We start from the raw sequence: 17,684 nt of genomic DNA, 5'->3' as shown, positions 1-17,684 counted from the left end.
GGAATCGAGGCCACCGTCGATGACGGTCCGGTTCACACCAGATCATTTCTGACAGTGATATACATGATATGACCGTGATCACATGCAAGCGATGGAGAGAGAGGGACCACATGGGTTCGAAGCAAGAGGCGCCGGTTCGCGAGGTCCTGCGCATCCTCGACCTGGGCGACTTCCGGCCGAATCTGGAACGGGTGACCGCGTTGTTCCGCGAGGATGCCTGGTATCAGGTCGGCGTGCCTGCGCGGCAGGCGATCCAGGGGCGTGATGCCATCGCCGGGGAGCTCGCCCGTCAAGCCGACGACTACAAGGACTGCGTGTGCGAGGTCCTTACGGTCGTGTCGGACGACCGCTACGTCATCACCGAGCGGATCGACCATGTCACGATGCTGCACAACAACGTTCGCGTGCACAACCCGCTGTTGGCGATCTTCGAGATCGATGACGATGGACTCATCGTCAACTGGCGGGAGTATTGGGATGCCCTCTCCTTGTCGCACCGGATCGGCGTCGATCCCGAGCGGATGCAACAACTCATGGGGATCACAGACACGACCGTGGAGGCCGGGCGATGATCCTGACTTCTCTGGACATCGACGCCGACATGTTTCTGCAGGGCACCGGCTGGGCGCTCAAGCCCCAGGGCGCCTGCAAAGGTGAAGTGTGTGTGCCCCTGCTCAACTCGAGTGATGGCGACTCGGCCGATGTGGACATCGTTTCCATCGCCGAGCGGCTCGGGATGGGTCTGGTGAAGGACGAACGGGTTGATGTATGGGCACTGGGCCCGGAATCGACGATCACGGGCCGGTCGCTTACGACGGCGGTGGCTCCGGAATTGGAACTGCCGCAACTCAACGGGACCCTCTTTCGACTTGACTCCCTGCTGGGCCAGAAGACCGTCCTGGTGGCGTGGGCATCGTGGTGTGGGTGTCGGGAAGACCTGCGCCTGTGGCGGGAGCTCCGTGACGAACTGCATCCGTCCGGAGTCGAGGTGGTGACGGTTGCCCTCGACACCGGCGGCGCCGAGGCAGCGCGTCCGTGGATCGAGAAGGCCGCTCCGTCACACCCGGCACTGATCGACCGGACCCACATCCTGGGAGCTCGTTTCGGTGTCACCAACGTCCCCAACGCGATGTGGGTCGACGAGCAGGGGGTGATCGTCCGACCGGCTGAGCCGGCCTGGCTCGAGAATCCGCACGAGAGTTCCGAGGTCGCCGCACAATCGCTCGACGAGATGCCTGCGGACCACCGCGCGGTCAGGTCGGAGATCGCCAAGATGAGGATCGATTACGCGCTCTACCCGGCCATGGTCCGTGACTGGGCAGCACACGGTGCCACCAGTCGCTATGTCCTCGATCCCGATCAGGTCATCGAGCGATCACAGCCGCGGTCCGCGAACGAATCGCTGGCCGCTGCCCATTTCGAGCTCGGTGAGTACTTTCACCGGCAGGGCGACCACGGAGCGTCGATCGATCACTGGCGCGCGGCGCACCGTCTGCAACCAACGAACTGGACCTACAAACGACAGGCCTGGAATCTGGAGGAGCCGGATTCGGTGCGGACCGTCGAGGCCTACGGTTCGGGATGGCTCGACGACGTTCGCGCACTGGGTGCCGAGTCGTATTTCCCGCCCCTGCGTCCCTGATCTGGGCGATGACCGCAACCCGGATCTGGATCAGCCCCGAGCCGGAAGCGGTTGCTCCTCCGGCACATTCGACGATCCGCGACGCGAGGGGATGGTCAGTGTGATCGCCATGCCGACGAAGGCGGCGGCCGCGGCAACGAGGAAGCACCAGGTGAACGTCGACTGGTCGGGCACCTCGGTGCCGCCGAGCGAGATCGTGGCACTGGCCAGGATCAGTGCCATCACGGCGGAGGCGACGGTGGTGCCCAGCGAACGCATGAGTCCGTTGAGTCCCACGGCGGCACCGGCTTCGGTGGCCGGCACCGATCCCATGATCAGGGTCGGCATCGCCGCGTAGCCGACCCCCACACCGATGGCACACACGATCGAGGCCAGCATCAGCTTCCAGGCCGCGTCCATGAGGAAGAAGGCGAGCAGGTAGCCGCATCCCAGGATGGCGGCGCCGATCGCCAGGGTGATCTTGGCGCCGATCCGGTTGATGAGGATGCCCGAGATGGGCGCGAAGATCATCATCATCAGTCCGCCAGGCGCCATCCACAGGCCCGCGGCCAGAAGCGACTGTCCCAGACCATAACCGGTGGCCTCCGGGAGGCGCAGCAGCATCGGCAGCACGATGGACTGGGCCATCATGCCGAAGCCGATCGCCGCGGCGGCGATGTTGGTCAGCAGGACGGCGGGCCGTGCGGTGGTGCGCAGGTCGACGAGCGGCTCACGCTGGCGCAGTTCGAAGAATCCCCATCCGATCAACACCAGGATTCCGCCGATACCGAGTCCGAGTGTGGCGCCGGACGTCCAACCCCAGTCGTTCGCCTTCGAGACGGCGATGAGGAAGGCGGACAGTCCCACGGCCAACCCGATCGCTCCGGAGACGTCGATGCGTCCGCCCGCGGCGTCGTTCACGCGCGGGACCAGGACGAGGACCGCGACCGTGACGAGGACGCCGAGACCGGCTGCCACGTAGAACAGGGCGTGCCAATCCCAGGTCTGCACGATCCAGGCCGCCAGCGGTAGGCCGATCGCACCGCCGACGCCGAGCGTGGCACTCATCGCGGCGACGGCCATCGAGGTGATCCGGGGCGGGGTGATCTCGCGGATGAGGCTCATGCCGACGGGGATGAATCCCATGGCCAGACCCTGCACGCCGCGTCCGATGATCAGCGGGATGAGCGAGTCGCCCAGCGCGCAGATCAGCGAACCGAGGGTGAGCAGTACCGCACTCACCAGGAGGACCCGCTGCTTGCCGAACATGTCGCCGAGGCGTCCGGCGATCGGCATGGCCACGGCGGCGGCGAGCAGGGTCGCGGTGATGATCCACGATGCGTTGCCGATCGATGTCCCGAGCAGACGGGGCAGGTCGGGCTGGATCGGGATGATCAGCGTCTGCATCAGCGAGGCGACCAGGCCGCCGAAACACAACACCACGACGCTGCCGATCGCGCCGGCGGGTGCCTTCTCGACCGCGTCGGACGCGTCGTCGGTCAGCTCGGGCGCGGAACCTCGTACTTGGCTCATGGGGGAGACCTCCTTCGAGGTATGCAGCATACATATGTAATGTACACAAGCAAATCGGACAGTAGGTTGTCCATGTCGACAGATGGAGGAGAGATGTCGGAGGACCATGCGCCCTGGCAGTCGCCGGTGCATCGTGACCTGGCGCAGGAGTTGCTGCGGATGTCGCGACGTCGCAGCCTGGTGCATCCCGCCGTCGGCCTGGAACGCTCGGCCTTCGCGATCCTCTGGATTCTCTCCGACGGTCGGCCGCGGACGTTGCGGGAGCTGACCGCCGACCTCCAGCTCGAGCAGTCGACGGTCAACCGGCAGGTCAACGCAGCCATCAAACACGGCTACGTCGAGCGGTTCGAGGTCGAGGACTCGCTGTCGAAGATGATCCGCCCGACCGAGGCCGGGCGAGAGGCGTTCCGGCGCGACGGCCTGCTGCGTGCCGAACGGCTCGAGCAGGTCTTCGCCGATCTGGCCCCGGGCTCGCCGCAGGCCCTGCTCCACGAGCTGCGTGCCTTCAACGACGCCTACGAGCGGACCCAGCACCGGCACGGTGCGGCCGATGAATCCGACCGCGGGAAAAGGGGATTGGCGTGACCTCGGCCGGCACATACGTGGTGACGGGCTCGGCGTCGGGGATGGGTGCGTCGGTGGCCGCCGCCTTGCGCGCGGACGGTCACACCGTGATCGGGGTCGATCAGCGCGATGCCGACGTCGTCGCCGATCTGTCGACACCCGAGGGCCGACGCCGCGCGGCCGACGAGGTCCTCGCCCGATCCGGCGGGCAACTCGACGGGGCCGTGCTGGCCGCGGGCATGGGCCCCGCGGCCGGGACGGGAGCGGATGATCGTCGAGGTCAACGTGTTCGGGGTGACCGAACTGCTGACCGCCTGGCGTCCGGCGCTGGCCGCTGGGGCGAAGGCGAAAGTGGTTGTCTTCGGTTCGAATTCGACGACGGTCACGCCGCTGGTCCCCAAATCCGCCATCCGACGCCTGCTGGATGGCGACCCCGAGGGGGCCGTCCAGGTGATCCGACGCCGGCGCGGCGTCACGGGCCCGGTGGCGTACGCGTCGTCGAAGATCGCGGTCACGCAGTGGTGCCGCCTGCACGGGACGGCGACCGAATGGGCCGGTGAGGGCATCCGGGTCAACGTCCTCGCTCCCGGGCCGGTCATGACGCCGCTGTTGCAGTCGCAACTCGACGGTCCGCAGGCCGGGCACGTGAAGTCGTTTCCGGTTCCGGTGCGCGAGTACGGAACTCCTGACCAGCTCGCCGCCTGGGTCATGCTGATGCTGTCACCGGCGGCGGACTTCATGGCCGGCGCGGTCGTCACCGTCGACGGCGGCACCGAAGCCTTGATGCGCGCACGGGACTGGCCGTCGCCGCTGCCCCCGCGGGCGATACCCCGGTTCCTATGGACGATGTATCGTGCCCCCGACAAGGGCATGGTCGCCGAGTACTAGAGGCCGGCCCGCTCGAGCGCCTCGTCGAACTCTTCCGACGCCTGCTTCTCGCTCTTGCCGTCGTCGAGCGCCTGGCGATAGACGGCGAACAGTTCCGCGCCCCGCTCCACATAGGCCTGCGTCCATCGCTCGGCGTCGACACGCCAGTAGCCGATGACGTCGTACGACCGGCGGTCCCAGCGAAGATTGCCGCGCAGGTGCTTGCGGATCGCACGCGACTCCGCCGCCTCGCCGGCGAACCAACAGTATGCGCCCGAGGTCGGCAGGGTGAGTCCGCAGACCGTGTCCGCGAGACGGCTCGGCGTGCGGGAGTTGCCGCCGACCAGCGTGATCAGCTCGACGTCGCGCTCGGGCAGATAGGCCAGTTCGGTCGGGGCGGGCACCTCGACCACGGCGGTGACACCGTCGGTCGACGGCAGTTCGTCGAGGATTCGGGCCAGGGCGGGGAGTCCGGCCAGATCGGCGGCGAGGATCAGGCGTTCGACGCCGGCGGGTGGTGCGTACCAGCACCGCGCGTGCGTCATCACCACGTCGTGCCCCGCTTCGGCGCGCTGGGCCCACAGCGTTGCAGGGCCGGCGGCATGGATGACGAAGTCGACGACCATGGTGCCGGCGGAGTGGTCGACCGAGCGGATCGAGTAGTTGCGGCCGTCGGGCGCCGGGTCGGTGTCGTAATAGGCCCACGTGCCGTCGCGACATTCCATATCCGGTGTGACACGCTCGGGGTCGTGTGGGAAGTAGATGCCCACGGCTTCGTCGGCGCCGCCGGGCAAGCCGAGTCCTGGCAGATCGTTCACGTCGAAGACGATGCGACGCAGATTGGGCGTCAGGTCGGCGACGTCGGCAACGCGTGCTCTGGAATAGCCCATGAGGTAACCCTAACCTGAGTCGGGCTGGACCTCAGTTACTAGGATATGCAACCATCGGAGAACTGTCGGTGTGGAGAGGAGTTCGCCCGTGTCGGAACCATCGGTCTTGACGGAGGAGAACGGGTCGGCGCGGTCGCTGATCCTGAACCGTCCGAAGTCCATCAACGCGATCGATCACGAGATGGTCGGCTCAATGGCCGAGCACCTCGCGGCCTGGGCCGCCGATGACGCGGTCGAGGCCGTCGTTCTCTCCGGCGCCGGTGAGCGGGGCCTCTGCGCCGGTGGCGACATCGTCGCCATCCATCGCGACGCGTCCGCGTTGAGCGGTAATCCCGAGTCGACCGATCGTGACGCCGAGCAGTCGCCGTCGGCGAGGTTCTGGTTCGACGAATACCGTCTGAACGCGCTGATCTCGGGCTATCCCAAGCCGTATGTCGCGATCATGGACGGCATCGTGATGGGCGGCGGTGTCGGGGTCTCCGCGCACGGCGACATCCGCATCGTCACCGACCGTACGAAACTCGCGATGCCCGAGGTGGGTATCGGCTTCGTGCCCGATGTCGGTGGTACGCATCTGCTTTCGCGCGTTCCGGATGGGCTCGGAACCTACGCCGGCCTCACCGCCGGTCACCTGCGCGGCGCCGACGCCATCGCGATGGGCCTGGCCGATCACTTCGTCCCGTCGGAGTCGCTGCCGGCGTTCCTCGCCGTGATCGGCGAGTCGGGAATCGAGGCGGCACTGTCCGCGCACGCCGTCGACGCGCCGGCTTCCGAACTCGCCGAACATCGCGGATGGATCGCGGAAGCGTTTGCGGCCGATTCGGTCTCGGAGATCGTCGAACGATGCCGCGCGGTGGGCTCGCCCTTCGCGGACAAGACCGCCGACGCGATCGAGGCGAAGAGCCCGACTGCACTGGTCGTCACCCTGCGTTCGCTGCGCGAGGCGGCCGGCGACGCGACCCTGGAGGACACCCTGGTGCGCGAGTATCGCGTGTCGGTGCGTTGCCTGCTGCATCCCGACATGGCCGAGGGCATCCGCGCCCAGGTCATCGACAAGGACCGCGATCCGAAGTGGGCCACGTTCTCCGGGGACGCCGTCGACGCCTTCTTCGCGCCACTGCCCGACGACCTCACGTTCCCGACCGTCTGACCGAGACCTTCCCCGGGTGGGAGTCAGCCCGTAACATCCCGCCCGTCACCGAACCGAAAGAGGACTGACCGTGACCGAACACCAGACCATCATCGTCGAGACCAGCGGCCGGGTGGGCATCATCACCCTCAACCGCCCCAAGGCACTGAACGCCCTCAACACCGAGCTGATGAACGAAGTGGTCGGTGCCGTCCGGGAGTTCGACGTCGACCAGGGGATCGGCGCCATCGTGATCACCGGCTCGGAAAAGGCGTTCGCCGCGGGTGCCGACATCAAGGAGATGTCGTCGAAGTCCTACGCGGACGTGGTCAACGAGCAGTTCTTCGGTGCCTGGGATGAGCTGTCGCGGGCTCGCACGCCGATCATCGCCGCCGTCACCGGCTACGCCCTCGGCGGCGGCTGCGAGCTCGCGATGCTGTGCGACACCATCATCGCCGGCGACAACGCCGTCTTCGGTCAGCCCGAGATCAACCTCGGCGTCATCCCCGGGATCGGCGGCTCGCAGCGTCTCACCCGCGCCGTGGGCAAGGCCAAGGCGATGGACATGGTGCTGACCGGCCGCCAGATGAAGGTCGACGAGGCCGAACGCCTCGGCCTCGTCTCGCGCGTCGTTCCCAAGGAGGACTGCCGCGCCGCCGCCATCGAGGTCGCCGAGGTCATCGCCTCGAAGTCGCTGATCGCGTCCGCCGCCGCCAAGGACGCGGTCAATCGCGCGTTCGAGTCGAGCCTCGTCGAGGGTGTCCGCGCCGAGCGCGCGCTGTTCTACTCCACGTTCGCGACCGACGACCAGACCGAGGGCATGGCCGCCTTCGTCGAGAAGCGGGACCCGAACTTCACCCACCGCTGATCCGAGACATTCGCAAACCCACCTCTTTTCGGTGTTTCCACCCCCTGTGTGGTGGGTGGATATACCGAAAAGGGGTGGGTTTGCGGCGTTCAGGAGAGTGTGCGCAACACCGCCAGGACCCGGTCGACGAGCGGGGACTGGGGCCCGTCGGGGAACGCGACGGCCAGTTCGACCTCGTCGTCGGTGTCGAGCGGGCGGTAGACGACGCCGGGTATACCGAGCGCTGAGGTGGGTTCAGGGACCAGGGCGACCCCCACCCCCGCGGCGACGAGTGTCACCAGCGTCGACGTCTCCTCGACCTCGTGCCGGATGCGCGGGACGAATCCCGCGCGTCCGGCGGCCGCCGACAGGACCCCGTGCATGACCGACTTCCCGCTGCCCGCGTGCACGATGAAGTCGTCGCCGCCCAACAGCGCGAGGTCGACGGGCGTATCCGATGCGCCGTGGGCGAGCGGATGATCGTGGGGCAGTGCCACGATGAGGCGGTCGCTGCGGATCGACTCGACCCGCAGTCCGGTGGTGTTGATGGGCATGCGCAGTAAGGCAAGGTCGATGTCCCCGGACTCGAGCGCGGCGATCTGGGCCGGTGCCAGCATCTCGCCGCGAACGTGGACGTCCACATCGGGCAGTTCGTCGCTCAGTGCGCGCACGAGCGCGGGCAACAGCGAGTAGGTGGCCGAACCCACGCACCCGATCGCGAGGTTGCCCTGCCGCCCGTCGGCGATCCGTTGCGCCTGTCGTGCAGCGGCGTCGACCGAGTCCAGGATCGCGACGGCTCGCTGCAGGTAATCCGCACCTGCCGGGGTCAGCTCGACACGACGCGTCGACCGGGCCAGCAGTGCGACACCGAGCTCGTCCTCCAGCTGGCGGATCTGCTGAGACAGCGGTGGCTGGGCCATGTGGAGCCGCTCGGCGGCCCGGCCGAAGTGCAGCTCCTCGGCGACGGCGCGGAAGTAGCGCAGGTGTCGCAGTTCCATGGAGTCAGTCTAGAGCGTTGATATCTGCTCCATATCAAATGCCGGGATATGGATACTTCTGCATATCGCTGTTGCTTCCTAGGGTGGACTCATGGCATCTCTCACCACGGACGCGGGTACCGACATCGTTGTCTGTTCGCCACTGCGTACCCCGGTCGGGCGCATGGGTGGGGCGCTGTCGACCGTGCCCGTCACCCGACTGGCCACCGACCTCCTTCGCGAACTCGTCCGGCGCACCGGACTCGAGGAGGGTGATGTCGACGACGTGATCCTCGGGCAGGGCTATGCCAACGGTGAGTCGCCGGCGCTCGGTCGCATCGCGGCTCTGGACGCCGGTCTCGGAGTCGGCGTACCCGGAATGCAGATCGACCGTCGCTGCGGTTCCGGGTTACAGGCGATCCTGACCGGGGCGTCGATGGTCGCGACCGGCGGTGCGCGCCTCGTCGTCGCCGGTGGCGCCGAGTCGATGTCGACCGTCGAGCACTACGCGCTGGGTCTTCGGTCGGGGATCAAGCAGGGTGGCGTGGAACTCCGCGATCGCCTCGACCGCGGGCGTCTGACCGCGGGCGGCGAGTCACACCCGGTACCGGGCGGGATGATCGAGACCGCCGAGAATCTCCGTGCGCGGTACGGCATCTCGCGGACCGAGCAGGACGAGTTCGCGGCCCGATCCCACGAACGGGCGATCGCGGCGCACGACAGCGGCCGCTTCACCGACGAGTTGGTGCCCGTCACCATCCCGGGCCGACGTGGCCGTCCCGACACCGTCGTCGACCGCGATGAGCACCCGCGAGCGGACGCTACTGCGGAATCGCTTGCAGCGCTGCGTCCCATCAGGCTCAAGATCGACGGCGAGTCGACGGTCACGGCCGGAAACGCCTCGGGCCAGAACGACGGTGCGGCCATGGCTGTGGTCACCACACGCGCCGAGGCGGAGCGCCGCGGACTGGAACCCCTTCTCGCCCTGCGTTCGTGGGCCGTCACCGGTTGCGAGCCCGAGGTCATGGGCATCGGCCCGGTCGGGGCCACCGCCGCCGCCCTCGACCGCGCCGACCTCACGCTCGACGAGATCGACCTCATCGAACTCAACGAAGCCTTCGCTGCCCAGGTGCTCGCCTGCCTGGCGGAGTGGAAGGTCGACCCGACCGATGAACGACTGAACCCCAACGGGTCCGGGATCTCGCTGGGTCATCCCATCGGAGCCACCGGCGCCCGCATCCTCGCCACCGCGGCCTACGAAGCGCGCCGGCGTGACGCCCGATTCGTCCTGGAGACGATGTGCATCGGCGGCGGACAGGGACTCGCCGCTATCTTCGAGGCGACCCGATGAGCGCGCAGGTGCACGCCGTCGTCACCGGACGTCCCGACGGACCGGCGGTCGTACTGTCCAACTCGCTGGGTTCGACGCATCGGATGTGGGATTCGCAGGTCGCCGCGCTCGAAGAGCGATTCCGCGTGGTGCGCTATGACACCCGGGGGCACGGCGATTCGCCGGTGCCACCGGGGCCGTACTCGATCGATGAGTTGGCCGATGACGTCATCGCGCTGCTGGACCGCTTCGACATCGAACGAGCACACCTCGTCGGGCTGTCGCTCGGCGGGATGACCATGATGCGCGTCGCCGCACGCAATCCCGAACGAGTGGATCGGCTGGCCCTGCTGTGCACGGCGGCGTATCTGCCACCGGCGCAGGGCTGGACGGACCGTGCCGCACTCGTGCGCGCCGACGGCACCTCGGCGGTCGCCGCGGCCGTGGTCCAGCGGTGGTTCACTCCTGGCTACCTCGCCGCGAACACCGAAGCCCGACAGCAGTTCGAGGCCATGGTCGCCGCCACTCCTGCCGAGGGATACGCGGCCTGCTGCGAGGCGATCTCCGCCATGGATCAGCGATCCGACCTGTCGTCGATCATCGCGCCCACACTGGCGATCGCCGGTGCCGATGACCCGGCGACACCGCCGGATCTGTTGCGCGTCATCGTCGATGCCGTGCCGAACGGCCGCCTGCTGGTGGTCCCGGACTCGGCCCACCTGGCCAACGCGGAACAAGTCGACACCATCACTCCCGCACTCATCGAACACCTGGAGCAGCAATGAGCACTCGCGACAGTGCGGCCACGACGACGGTCGTCGACCGTCCCGGCGGCCCGACCAAACTCGCGGCGTCGGCCGCCGAGGCGGTCGCCGACATCCCCGACGGTGCGAGCATCGCGGTCGGCGGCTTCGGGCTGGCCGGCATCCCCGGCTTCCTGATCGACGCGCTCCTCGAGCAGGGGGCGGCGAACCTGACCATCGTCTCCAACAACTGCGGAGCCGACGGTGCGGGTCTGGGTCTGCTGCTGGAGGCCCGGCGCATCGATCGGGTCGTCGCGTCCTACATCGGTGAGAACAAGGAGTTCGGCCGCCAGTTCCTGTCCGGCGAGGTCACCGTCGAACTCACCCCTCAGGGCACCCTCGCCGAACGCATGCGCGCCGGCGGAAGCGGGATCGGGGCGTTCTTCACCCCCACCGGTGTCGGCACGCTTGTCGCCGAAGGCGGACTGCCCTGGCGCTACCACTCCGACGGCACCATCGCGGAGGCGTCCCCGCCCAAGGAGGTTCGGACCTTTCACGGTCGGGAGATGGTCCTCGAGGAGTCGATCGTCACCGACTACGCACTCATCCGGGCCGCCGTCGTCGACACGGATGGCAACTGCCGATTTCATGCTGCCGCACGCAATTTCAATCCGCCGGCGGCGATGGCCGGGCGCATCACCATCGTCGAGGCGGAGAAGGTGGTCGAGGTCGGCGAGCTCGGACCCGACGAGATCCATCTGCCCGGCATCTTCGTGCAGCGGATCGTCGAACTCGCGCCGGAACAGGTCGCGCGCAAGGGGATCGAGAAGCGCACCGTCCGTGAACGTCCCACCGCATCGCCGTCAGCCTAGGAGTGCCGACATGACCTGGACCCGTACCGAGATGGCCGCCCGGGCCGCCCGCGAACTCACCCCCGGTGACTACGTCAACCTGGGAATCGGTCTGCCCACCATGATTCCGGACCTCATGCCCGACAACTCCGGCGTCCACCTGCACGCCGAGAACGGCATCCTCGGGGTCGGACCGTTTCCCTACGACGACGAGGTCGACCCCGACCTCATCAACGCCGGCAAGCAGACCGTGTCGGTCCTGCCCGGGGCGTCGTACTTCGATTCGGCCACGAGCTTCGCGATGATCCGCGGCGGCCACGTCGACGTCGCGGTCCTCGGCGGCATGCAAGTCGCGATGAACGGCGACCTGGCCAACTGGATGGTGCCGGGTGCCCTCGTCAAGGGCATCGGTGGCGCCATGGACCTCGTCAACGGCGCCGGCCGGGTCATCGTGCTCATGGATCACGTCACCAAGAAGGGTGAGCCCAAGCTGCTCGAGGGCTGCGCGCTCCCGCTGACCGGCCGCGGCGTGGTGAGTCGCGTGATCACCGACCTCGGTGTGTTCGACATCGCCGGAACGGGATTCGACGTCGTCGAGTTCGCCCCGGGCGTGGACCTGGGGATGATCGAGGACCGGACCGGTGCGCCGGTCACCGACCGCACCGCCGCCTACGCGACGGCCGGAGCATAGATCGCCTGCAGGTACACACGCACGGTCGACGGAGTCTGACGCACGGTCGACGTCACCGGCGGGTGGCTGCGAGTTCGGCGCGGGACCGCACACCGAGCTTCGCGTAGATCCGGGTCAGGTGGTACTGCACCGTCTTCGGTGAGATGTAGAGCTCGGCCGCCACCTCCCGGTTCGACAGGCCGCGCGCGACAAGGGCGGTCACTGCCTCCTCCTGCGACGTGAGTTCGGCGGCACCCTTTGTGGCGGTGTGGTTCTCACCACGCGACGTCGCGAGACCGCCGGCCTTCAGTTCGCGTTCACAGCGTTCGACGTAGGTGGTCGCGCCGAGCGACAGATACAGGTCGCGGGCGGTCCCGATGACGGCGTCGGCGGCCCGGCGCTTGCCCGCACGTCGCAACGTCTGGCCGTAGGCGAAGTTCACCCGCGCCTGGTCGTAGCGCAGGCCGAGACCGTCGAGGAGTTCGATGCCCTCCTCGAAGGTGCGCCGTGCTCCGTGGATGTCACCGGTTGCGCCGAGGTGGCGGCCGCGTGCGTACTTCATCCGGGCTGCCGACGACCGGTGGCCCCGCTCGGCGGACCGGATCTCGTAGCGTCGCAGCAGATCGTCGGCGGCCTCGTGCCGTCCCTCGAGGACCAGTGCGTTGGCGAGGACGTCGACCCACGGCCACAGGCCCGGCTCGGACAGGGCCGGGACGGACTCGGCTATCGCGACGAGCGGCGTCAGTATCCGCCGGACCTTGCCGTAGTCGGCTGCGGCCTCCGCCAGTTGGGCCCGGGCCAGCAGGTCCGGTATCCGCATGATCTCGTAGTCGCCGATGGAGGTGCTGCTCTGTGCGATACTTCCATGCGCGTCCTCCCAGTTCCCGCGCAGCGAATCAATCTGGCTCGCAGTCCAGTTGAGCAGGGGCGTGGTGAGCGCGATGCCGCTGTTGCGGGCGAGCGCGCGGCCGGCCTCGACGCCGCGCAGCGCATCGTCCCAGTCGCCGGTGAGGAACTGGACCCGGGCGAGCCAGGCCAGCGCCCACAACGTGATCCGGGTGGAGCCACCGAGCTGCGCCATCGACACGGCGGTTTCGAGATCGGTACGCGCAGCGTCGATCTCGTCGAGGCCGAGTTCGAGCCAACCGCGACCCATGATCGCACGCTGCGCCTGCGCGCCGTATCGAACCCGTTCCGACACCGTCTGGTACTCGGCGCGTGCGGCATCCGGGTGTCCCGACCAGGCCAGTCCGAGTCCACGGATGACGGCGGCCTCCACTCGGGCGGCCGATCCGGCGTCGGCCATCGCGTCCGCGCGATCGGCCCAGTCCACCAACTCGGTGCCCTGGCATCGGACCAGGTTGTGCAGGACGAAACGTTGCGCGATCAGGGCGGCGACATCGGGTTCCCGCTCGACGTTGACGATCGCCCACGCCCGGTCGAGACGCAGCTGTGCCTCCGCCGACCGGCCCCGCAGGATGGCGAGGTACGCCAGGGTCGCATTGCGCAGCGGTGTCTCGCGCAGGCTTTCCACGGTCGGTACGAGGGCGCCGGCACCGGTGCAGTCGCCCGCGGCGAGAAGTGAATCGACCGCGAGCGTCACCCGTGTGTCGCGCTGCAACGGGTCGGGGGTGAGCCGGCCCGCCTGCCCGTACAGCCCGGCGGCCTCGGCCCACGCACCGTCGGCGCCGCGGGCGCGTGCCAGGTCGGTGAGGGCGTCGGCGAGGGCGGCGTCGACCGTCGAGGTGGCAGCGACGCGGTGATGGAGCTGTCGGGCAGGGTCGTCGACGAGGTCCGCGGCCCGACGGTGGGCGTCGCCCACGGTCTTCATGCCGAGGACCTCGAGGACGGCGGCCCGCACCAGGGGCCCGGCGAGACGCGGTTGCGCCTCCGCGGGTGTCAATGCCCTGTCGTCCGTCACCAGACCGGTTGCGCGCGCGTCGTCGATGGCGCCGAGGGGGTCGGTGATCCCGGCGAGTGCGACTGCAGTGGCGAGAGGCTCGGCGGGGTCGAGGATCGCGAGCGCTTCGATGAGCGCGCGAGCCGAGGTGTCGTTGTCCGGCAATCGTTTCCGCACCATCGCGACGACGTGGGCCGGCGCGGGCAGTCCCATGCCGGTGCGGGACCAGGTGCCTGGCGGGACCTCGTCGAGCAGGGCCACGATGTCGCGGGGATTCCCGCCGGTGTGCCGGGCCAGTTCCTCCCGCATCGCCGGGTGCAGCACGATGCCGCGCTGCGCGGCGAGGTCGGCAGTACCCGTTGGGTCCAGGCCGTCGAGTCGTAGCTCGTCGAGTGCGTTGCCGACGAGCCGGGTACCCGGCCGAGACATGGTGAGGACGACCAGGATTCGGCGATCCCGGTGTTCTCGGGTGAGTGAGACCAACGCCTGCAGTGACTCCTCGTCGGCGAGGTCGGCGTCGTCGACGGCGATGAGTCCGGCGGTGTCGCCGGGCACCTCGGTCGATGACTCCGCAGGAGTGGTGACCGCTGCGAGTAGTGCGTCGAGCAGGTCGTCCGGGGTCGGGTCGGCAGCTGTCGCGGGTGTGGCGTCGGGCCGGTCCTGTACCAGCTGCCGGATGAGTGCGCCGGGCGTGTGCGCTCGCCACGGTGAGACCGCGGCCCACAACGTGGAACCGGTTGTCGGAGCAGACAGTCGCCGCCGGACCAGGTGCCTCAGCAGCGTCGACTTGCCGATTCCGGGACTTCCCGTGACGGCCAGAAAGCCCGACTCCGACACGGCGTCGAGCCGCGAGAAGAGCAATTCGATCTCGCGGTCGCGGCCGACGCACCCGCCGGTGACCATCATCGGTCCATACTAGTCAGCAGCTCAACCCTGATCGCCGCCGGCGACGGGCAGCACGGTCCCGGTGATGTACGACGCCTCGTCGGAAGCGAGAAAGCAGATGGCGGCCGCCTGCTCGTCGAGGGTGCCGTACCGGTGCATCGACGACGACGCGATCGTCTGGTCGATGTGGGCCTGATACCACTGTGACTCGATCTCGTTGCGCGGCTCCGGTGTACCGCGTGAGATCCGACGCGGCGGTGCCTCGGTGCCTCCCGGCGCCGTGGCGACCACTCGGATGCCGTCGTCGGCGTACTCCATCGCCAGTGACGCGGTCAACGCGTTCACCGCCCCCTTCGCCGCCGAGTACGGGATCCGGTGAATGCCTCGCGTCGCCGCCGAGGAGACGTTGACGATCACCCCGCCCCCGGCGCGTGTCATCGACGGCAGGACCGCCCGGCACGCGTACAGCGTCGTCATCAGCGACCGGTCGATCTCGGCCCGAATCTGCTCCTCGGTGAACTCGACAAACGGTTTGAAGTTGATGGCGCCGCCCACGTTGTTGATCAGCACATCCACCCGACCGTACGTGGACAACGCCTGCCGGATCACCGACTCGGCGCCGCCGAAACCCTCCAGGTCGGCGATGGCGGCTGCCGCGCCGGGACCGTTCGCGTCGAGATCGCGGGACACCTCGGCGACCAGTTTCGACCGGTCGGCGAGGACGACCCTGCCGCCCTCGGCGCTGATTCGCCGGGCGGTCTGCTCGCCGATCCCCTGTGCGGCACCGGTGATGACGACGACCTTGCCGGCGAACCGGCCCGGGGTGACGAAACGCGATCGACGCGAAACCGATTCGTCGGCCATCGCTCGGCGCATGGTCTGCTTCGACCGGTCGGCATGCGCGGTGATCAGTGCTCGTGCCGCGTCGTGGTCCCCGGCCTCGAACGCCGAGACGATGTCGATGTGGTCCTGCGCGCACAACGGGTGACACCAGGTCGCGTTCCGTAGCACTTCACTCATGCGGCCCTTGACGCCGAGCGCCTTGTAGGCCTCGAGCAGGTGATCGTTACCGGTCTGCGCGAAGAGGTAGTCGTGGAACGCGGCGTTGGTCTCGGTGTACTCCGCGGCATCGACGAAGCGATCACCGTCCACGTACGGCACCGTGGCGTCGGCGAGCAGACGGTAACCGGCCAGCTGTTGCGTGGACAAGCGCCCGAACGTCAGCTCGAGGGCGCCCAGTTCCAGGGCGGCCCGGGCCTCGAACAGGGCGTCCGACTCGTGGATCGCCGGATGCTCCTCGCCGATCTGGTAGCCCTGCGAACCGACGACTGCCGGTCCCGCGACGGTGTCCCCGACGGTGGGCGTTTCGGTTGCCACCGCGGGAACCGCTTCGTGTAGCGGTTCCAGGCTCGACGGCGCGAACACCTCCTGCCCGGCGATCGACCGTGCCGGACCCGCCGGATGCGACGCCGTCGGTCGCAGCAACCCCGCATCGGAGTCCAGTCCGCGGTCATCGGATTCGCTGTGCCACAACGGCTGTCCTGCGATGCGGGTCAGCGAGTCGTCGGCGGCAACGACCGGCCGGGTGCCCGACCACGATGCGAGATCGGCGGCCGGGAGGGTCTGCTGACCGGCGATCGACCGGGCGTCGGACGCCACGATGATCGGGTCGTCGGCGTCCGGCGCGGGCGCCGGTCTCGCCTCCGGCGTCGCCACCGGGGCGGCTTCGTCGCTGAGCGCCTCGGTCTTCTGGACCGTGCCGGTCTCGGCACCGGCCTCCGGACGCGCCGCGAGCGCGAACTTCTCGTAGTAGAAGCCCGTCGGCGCGATGCCGGCCTGGGCGACGTGCTTGCGGACCGACTCCACCATCGGCGGCGGACCGCACAGGTAGATCGCGACATCCCCGTCGTAGAGATGGGCCGGCTCGATCAGGCTCATCACGTAGCCCTTGTTGACCGCGGAACTCGCCGGGTCCGAGACACAGTGGTCCCACGTCAGACCGGGCAGCTGCTCGGCGAAGAACTCGATCTCGTCGAGGGCGACCAGATCGGTGTCGGTGGACACCCCGTAGATGAGGTGGACCTTGCGACGGCTGTTGTCGGCGTGCAGCTTCCGCAACATCGACAAGATCGGCGCGAGGCCGGTGCCGCCGGCGAGCAGCAGCACGGGGCGGGTGGCCTCGCGCAGGAAGAACGATCCGTGCGGACCGGTGAACGCGATCTCCTCGCCGCGCGCGGCGCGGTCGGTCAGGTAGGTCGACATCGCGCCGCCGGGACTCAGCTTGATGAGGAAGACGAGACGGTCCTCGTGCGAGCCGTTGGCAAACGAGTACGACCGGGACACCGGGGTGCCCTCGCCGTCGTCGCTGCCGGGGATCTCGATGTTGACGTACTGTCCGGGCAGGAACGCCAGCTCCCCGCGGTTCTCGATCCGGATCTCGAGACGCATGGTCGAGTCCGAGAGTCGATCGAGTTCGACGATTGTGCCGGTGAATCGGGACGCCTGGGTCTTGGCGACATCGGAGGTCGCCGGGATCTGCAGCACGAGATCGGACTTGGGTTTCATGCAACAGGGGAGCGCATAGCCCGCGGCGGACTCGTCATCGGAGAGCGCGTCCTCGATGTACACCCCGCCGTCGAAATCGCCGGACTCGCAGAACGACTTACACGTTCCACAGGCCCCGTCGCGGCAGTCCAGCGGGATGTTGATCCGCTGACGGTAGGAGGCGTCGGCGACGGTCTGGTCCTCGCGGCACGAGATGAACCGCGTGACACCGTCTTCGAAGGACAGCGCCACCTGATGGATGGTGGCCTCGCCGTCGGGGGTTCGCAGGTCGGCGCCGACGCCGTTGTCGGTGGTGACAGTCATGGACGGGTC

At 68.4% G+C, this 17,684-nt stretch carries 14 protein-coding genes and 1 pseudogene; 10 read left to right on the top strand and 5 right to left on the bottom strand.

Translation table 11 applies throughout. The annotated features are described in order from the left end of the window. The first annotated feature begins 110 nt into the window (after positions 1-110). Both MVF96_RS20435 and MVF96_RS20430 read left to right on the top strand, forming a co-directional pair. Positions 111-572 carry a nuclear transport factor 2 family protein gene (locus MVF96_RS20435; protein WP_065632562.1) on the top strand — a complete coding sequence of 154 codons (462 nt, stop codon included), beginning with the start codon at positions 111-113 and terminating at the stop codon, positions 570-572. Continuing rightward, a complete protein-coding gene (locus tag MVF96_RS20430) occupies positions 569-1,642 on the top strand; it encodes a ResA-like WAxxUGC motif-containing protein (protein WP_247450254.1) in 1,074 nt (357 codons plus the stop codon). The genes MVF96_RS20435 and MVF96_RS20430 overlap by 4 nt, the downstream gene beginning before the upstream one ends. A 30-nt stretch (positions 1,643-1,672) precedes the next feature. Here MVF96_RS20430 and MVF96_RS20425 read toward each other — a convergent pair whose 3' ends face one another. Then, the gene (locus MVF96_RS20425; protein ID WP_078112740.1) at positions 1,673-3,154 is read right to left on the bottom strand and encodes an MFS transporter; all 1,482 of its coding nucleotides are present in this window, start codon (positions 3,152-3,154) and stop codon (positions 1,673-1,675) included. A gap of 93 nt (positions 3,155-3,247) precedes the next feature. Here MVF96_RS20425 and MVF96_RS20420 point away from each other — a divergent pair, with 93 nt between their 5' ends. Both MVF96_RS20420 and MVF96_RS20415 read left to right on the top strand, forming a co-directional pair. Beyond that, positions 3,248-3,739 carry a MarR family winged helix-turn-helix transcriptional regulator gene (locus MVF96_RS20420; RefSeq protein ID WP_065632565.1) on the top strand — a complete coding sequence of 164 codons (492 nt, stop codon included), beginning with the start codon at positions 3,248-3,250 and terminating at the stop codon, positions 3,737-3,739. 41 nt (positions 3,740-3,780) lie between these two features. Then, positions 3,781-4,606: pseudogene (locus MVF96_RS20415) on the top strand (SDR family oxidoreductase). Here MVF96_RS20415 and MVF96_RS20410 read toward each other — a convergent pair. Beyond that, positions 4,603-5,475 (bottom strand): siderophore-interacting protein, encoded by an 873-nt coding sequence (locus MVF96_RS20410; protein ID WP_058249747.1) that lies wholly within the window; start codon positions 5,473-5,475, stop codon positions 4,603-4,605. The pseudogene MVF96_RS20415 and the gene MVF96_RS20410 sit on opposite strands and share 4 nt — an antisense overlap. 88 nt (positions 5,476-5,563) lie before the next feature. Here MVF96_RS20410 and MVF96_RS20405 point away from each other — a divergent pair, with 88 nt between their 5' ends. Both MVF96_RS20405 and MVF96_RS20400 read left to right on the top strand, forming a co-directional pair. Beyond that, complete coding sequence (locus MVF96_RS20405; RefSeq protein WP_065632566.1) at positions 5,564-6,625, top strand: enoyl-CoA hydratase/isomerase family protein; 1,062 nt, start codon at positions 5,564-5,566, stop codon at positions 6,623-6,625. 70 nt (positions 6,626-6,695) lie between these two features. Beyond that, entirely contained in the window at positions 6,696-7,472 is a 777-nt protein-coding gene (locus MVF96_RS20400) for an enoyl-CoA hydratase (RefSeq protein ID WP_058249749.1), read from the top strand. Positions 7,473-7,561: 89 nt separating this feature from the next. On the opposite strand, the gene MVF96_RS20395 is transcribed toward MVF96_RS20400, so the two are convergent. After that, complete coding sequence (locus MVF96_RS20395; protein WP_065632567.1) at positions 7,562-8,449, bottom strand: LysR substrate-binding domain-containing protein; 888 nt, start codon at positions 8,447-8,449, stop codon at positions 7,562-7,564. A gap of 91 nt (positions 8,450-8,540) precedes the next feature. Between MVF96_RS20395 and MVF96_RS20390 the strand changes: the two genes are divergently transcribed. The 4 genes from MVF96_RS20390 to MVF96_RS20375 are packed head-to-tail and all read left to right on the top strand — an operon-like array spanning position 8,541 to position 12,043. Further along, positions 8,541-9,779 (top strand): acetyl-CoA C-acetyltransferase, encoded by a 1,239-nt coding sequence (locus MVF96_RS20390; protein WP_065632568.1) that lies wholly within the window; start codon positions 8,541-8,543, stop codon positions 9,777-9,779. Beyond that, positions 9,776-10,543, top strand: a complete 768-nt coding sequence (gene pcaD / locus MVF96_RS20385; protein ID WP_137809449.1) for a 3-oxoadipate enol-lactonase — start codon at positions 9,776-9,778, stop codon at positions 10,541-10,543. The genes MVF96_RS20390 and pcaD overlap by 4 nt, the downstream gene beginning before the upstream one ends. Next, positions 10,540-11,373 carry a CoA transferase subunit A gene (locus tag MVF96_RS20380; protein ID WP_065632570.1) on the top strand — a complete coding sequence of 278 codons (834 nt, stop codon included), beginning with the start codon at positions 10,540-10,542 and terminating at the stop codon, positions 11,371-11,373. The genes pcaD and MVF96_RS20380 overlap by 4 nt, the downstream gene beginning before the upstream one ends. 10 nt (positions 11,374-11,383) lie before the next feature. Beyond that, positions 11,384-12,043: a 3-oxoacid CoA-transferase subunit B gene (locus MVF96_RS20375; RefSeq protein ID WP_137809448.1), complete on the top strand. Its 660-nt coding sequence runs from the start codon at positions 11,384-11,386 to the stop codon at positions 12,041-12,043. Positions 12,044-12,095: 52 nt separating this feature from the next. Here MVF96_RS20375 and MVF96_RS20370 read toward each other — a convergent pair whose 3' ends face one another. Both MVF96_RS20370 and benC read right to left on the bottom strand, forming a co-directional pair. Then, complete coding sequence (locus MVF96_RS20370; protein WP_165629561.1) at positions 12,096-14,828, bottom strand: LuxR family transcriptional regulator; 2,733 nt, start codon at positions 14,826-14,828, stop codon at positions 12,096-12,098. A 21-nt stretch (positions 14,829-14,849) separates the two neighbouring features. Further along, on the bottom strand, positions 14,850-17,675 hold the full coding sequence (gene benC / locus MVF96_RS20365; RefSeq protein ID WP_247450252.1) for a benzoate 1,2-dioxygenase electron transfer component BenC: 2,826 nt from the start codon (positions 17,673-17,675) through the stop codon (positions 14,850-14,852). Positions 17,676-17,684 lie beyond the last annotated feature (9 nt).

It is taken from the genome of Gordonia hongkongensis (assembly GCF_023078355.1).
GTDB lineage: Bacteria > Actinomycetota > Actinomycetes > Mycobacteriales > Mycobacteriaceae > Gordonia > Gordonia hongkongensis.
The sequence above is the reverse complement of the archived record's forward strand: the minus strand, read 5'-3'. Positions and strand labels throughout refer to the sequence as shown.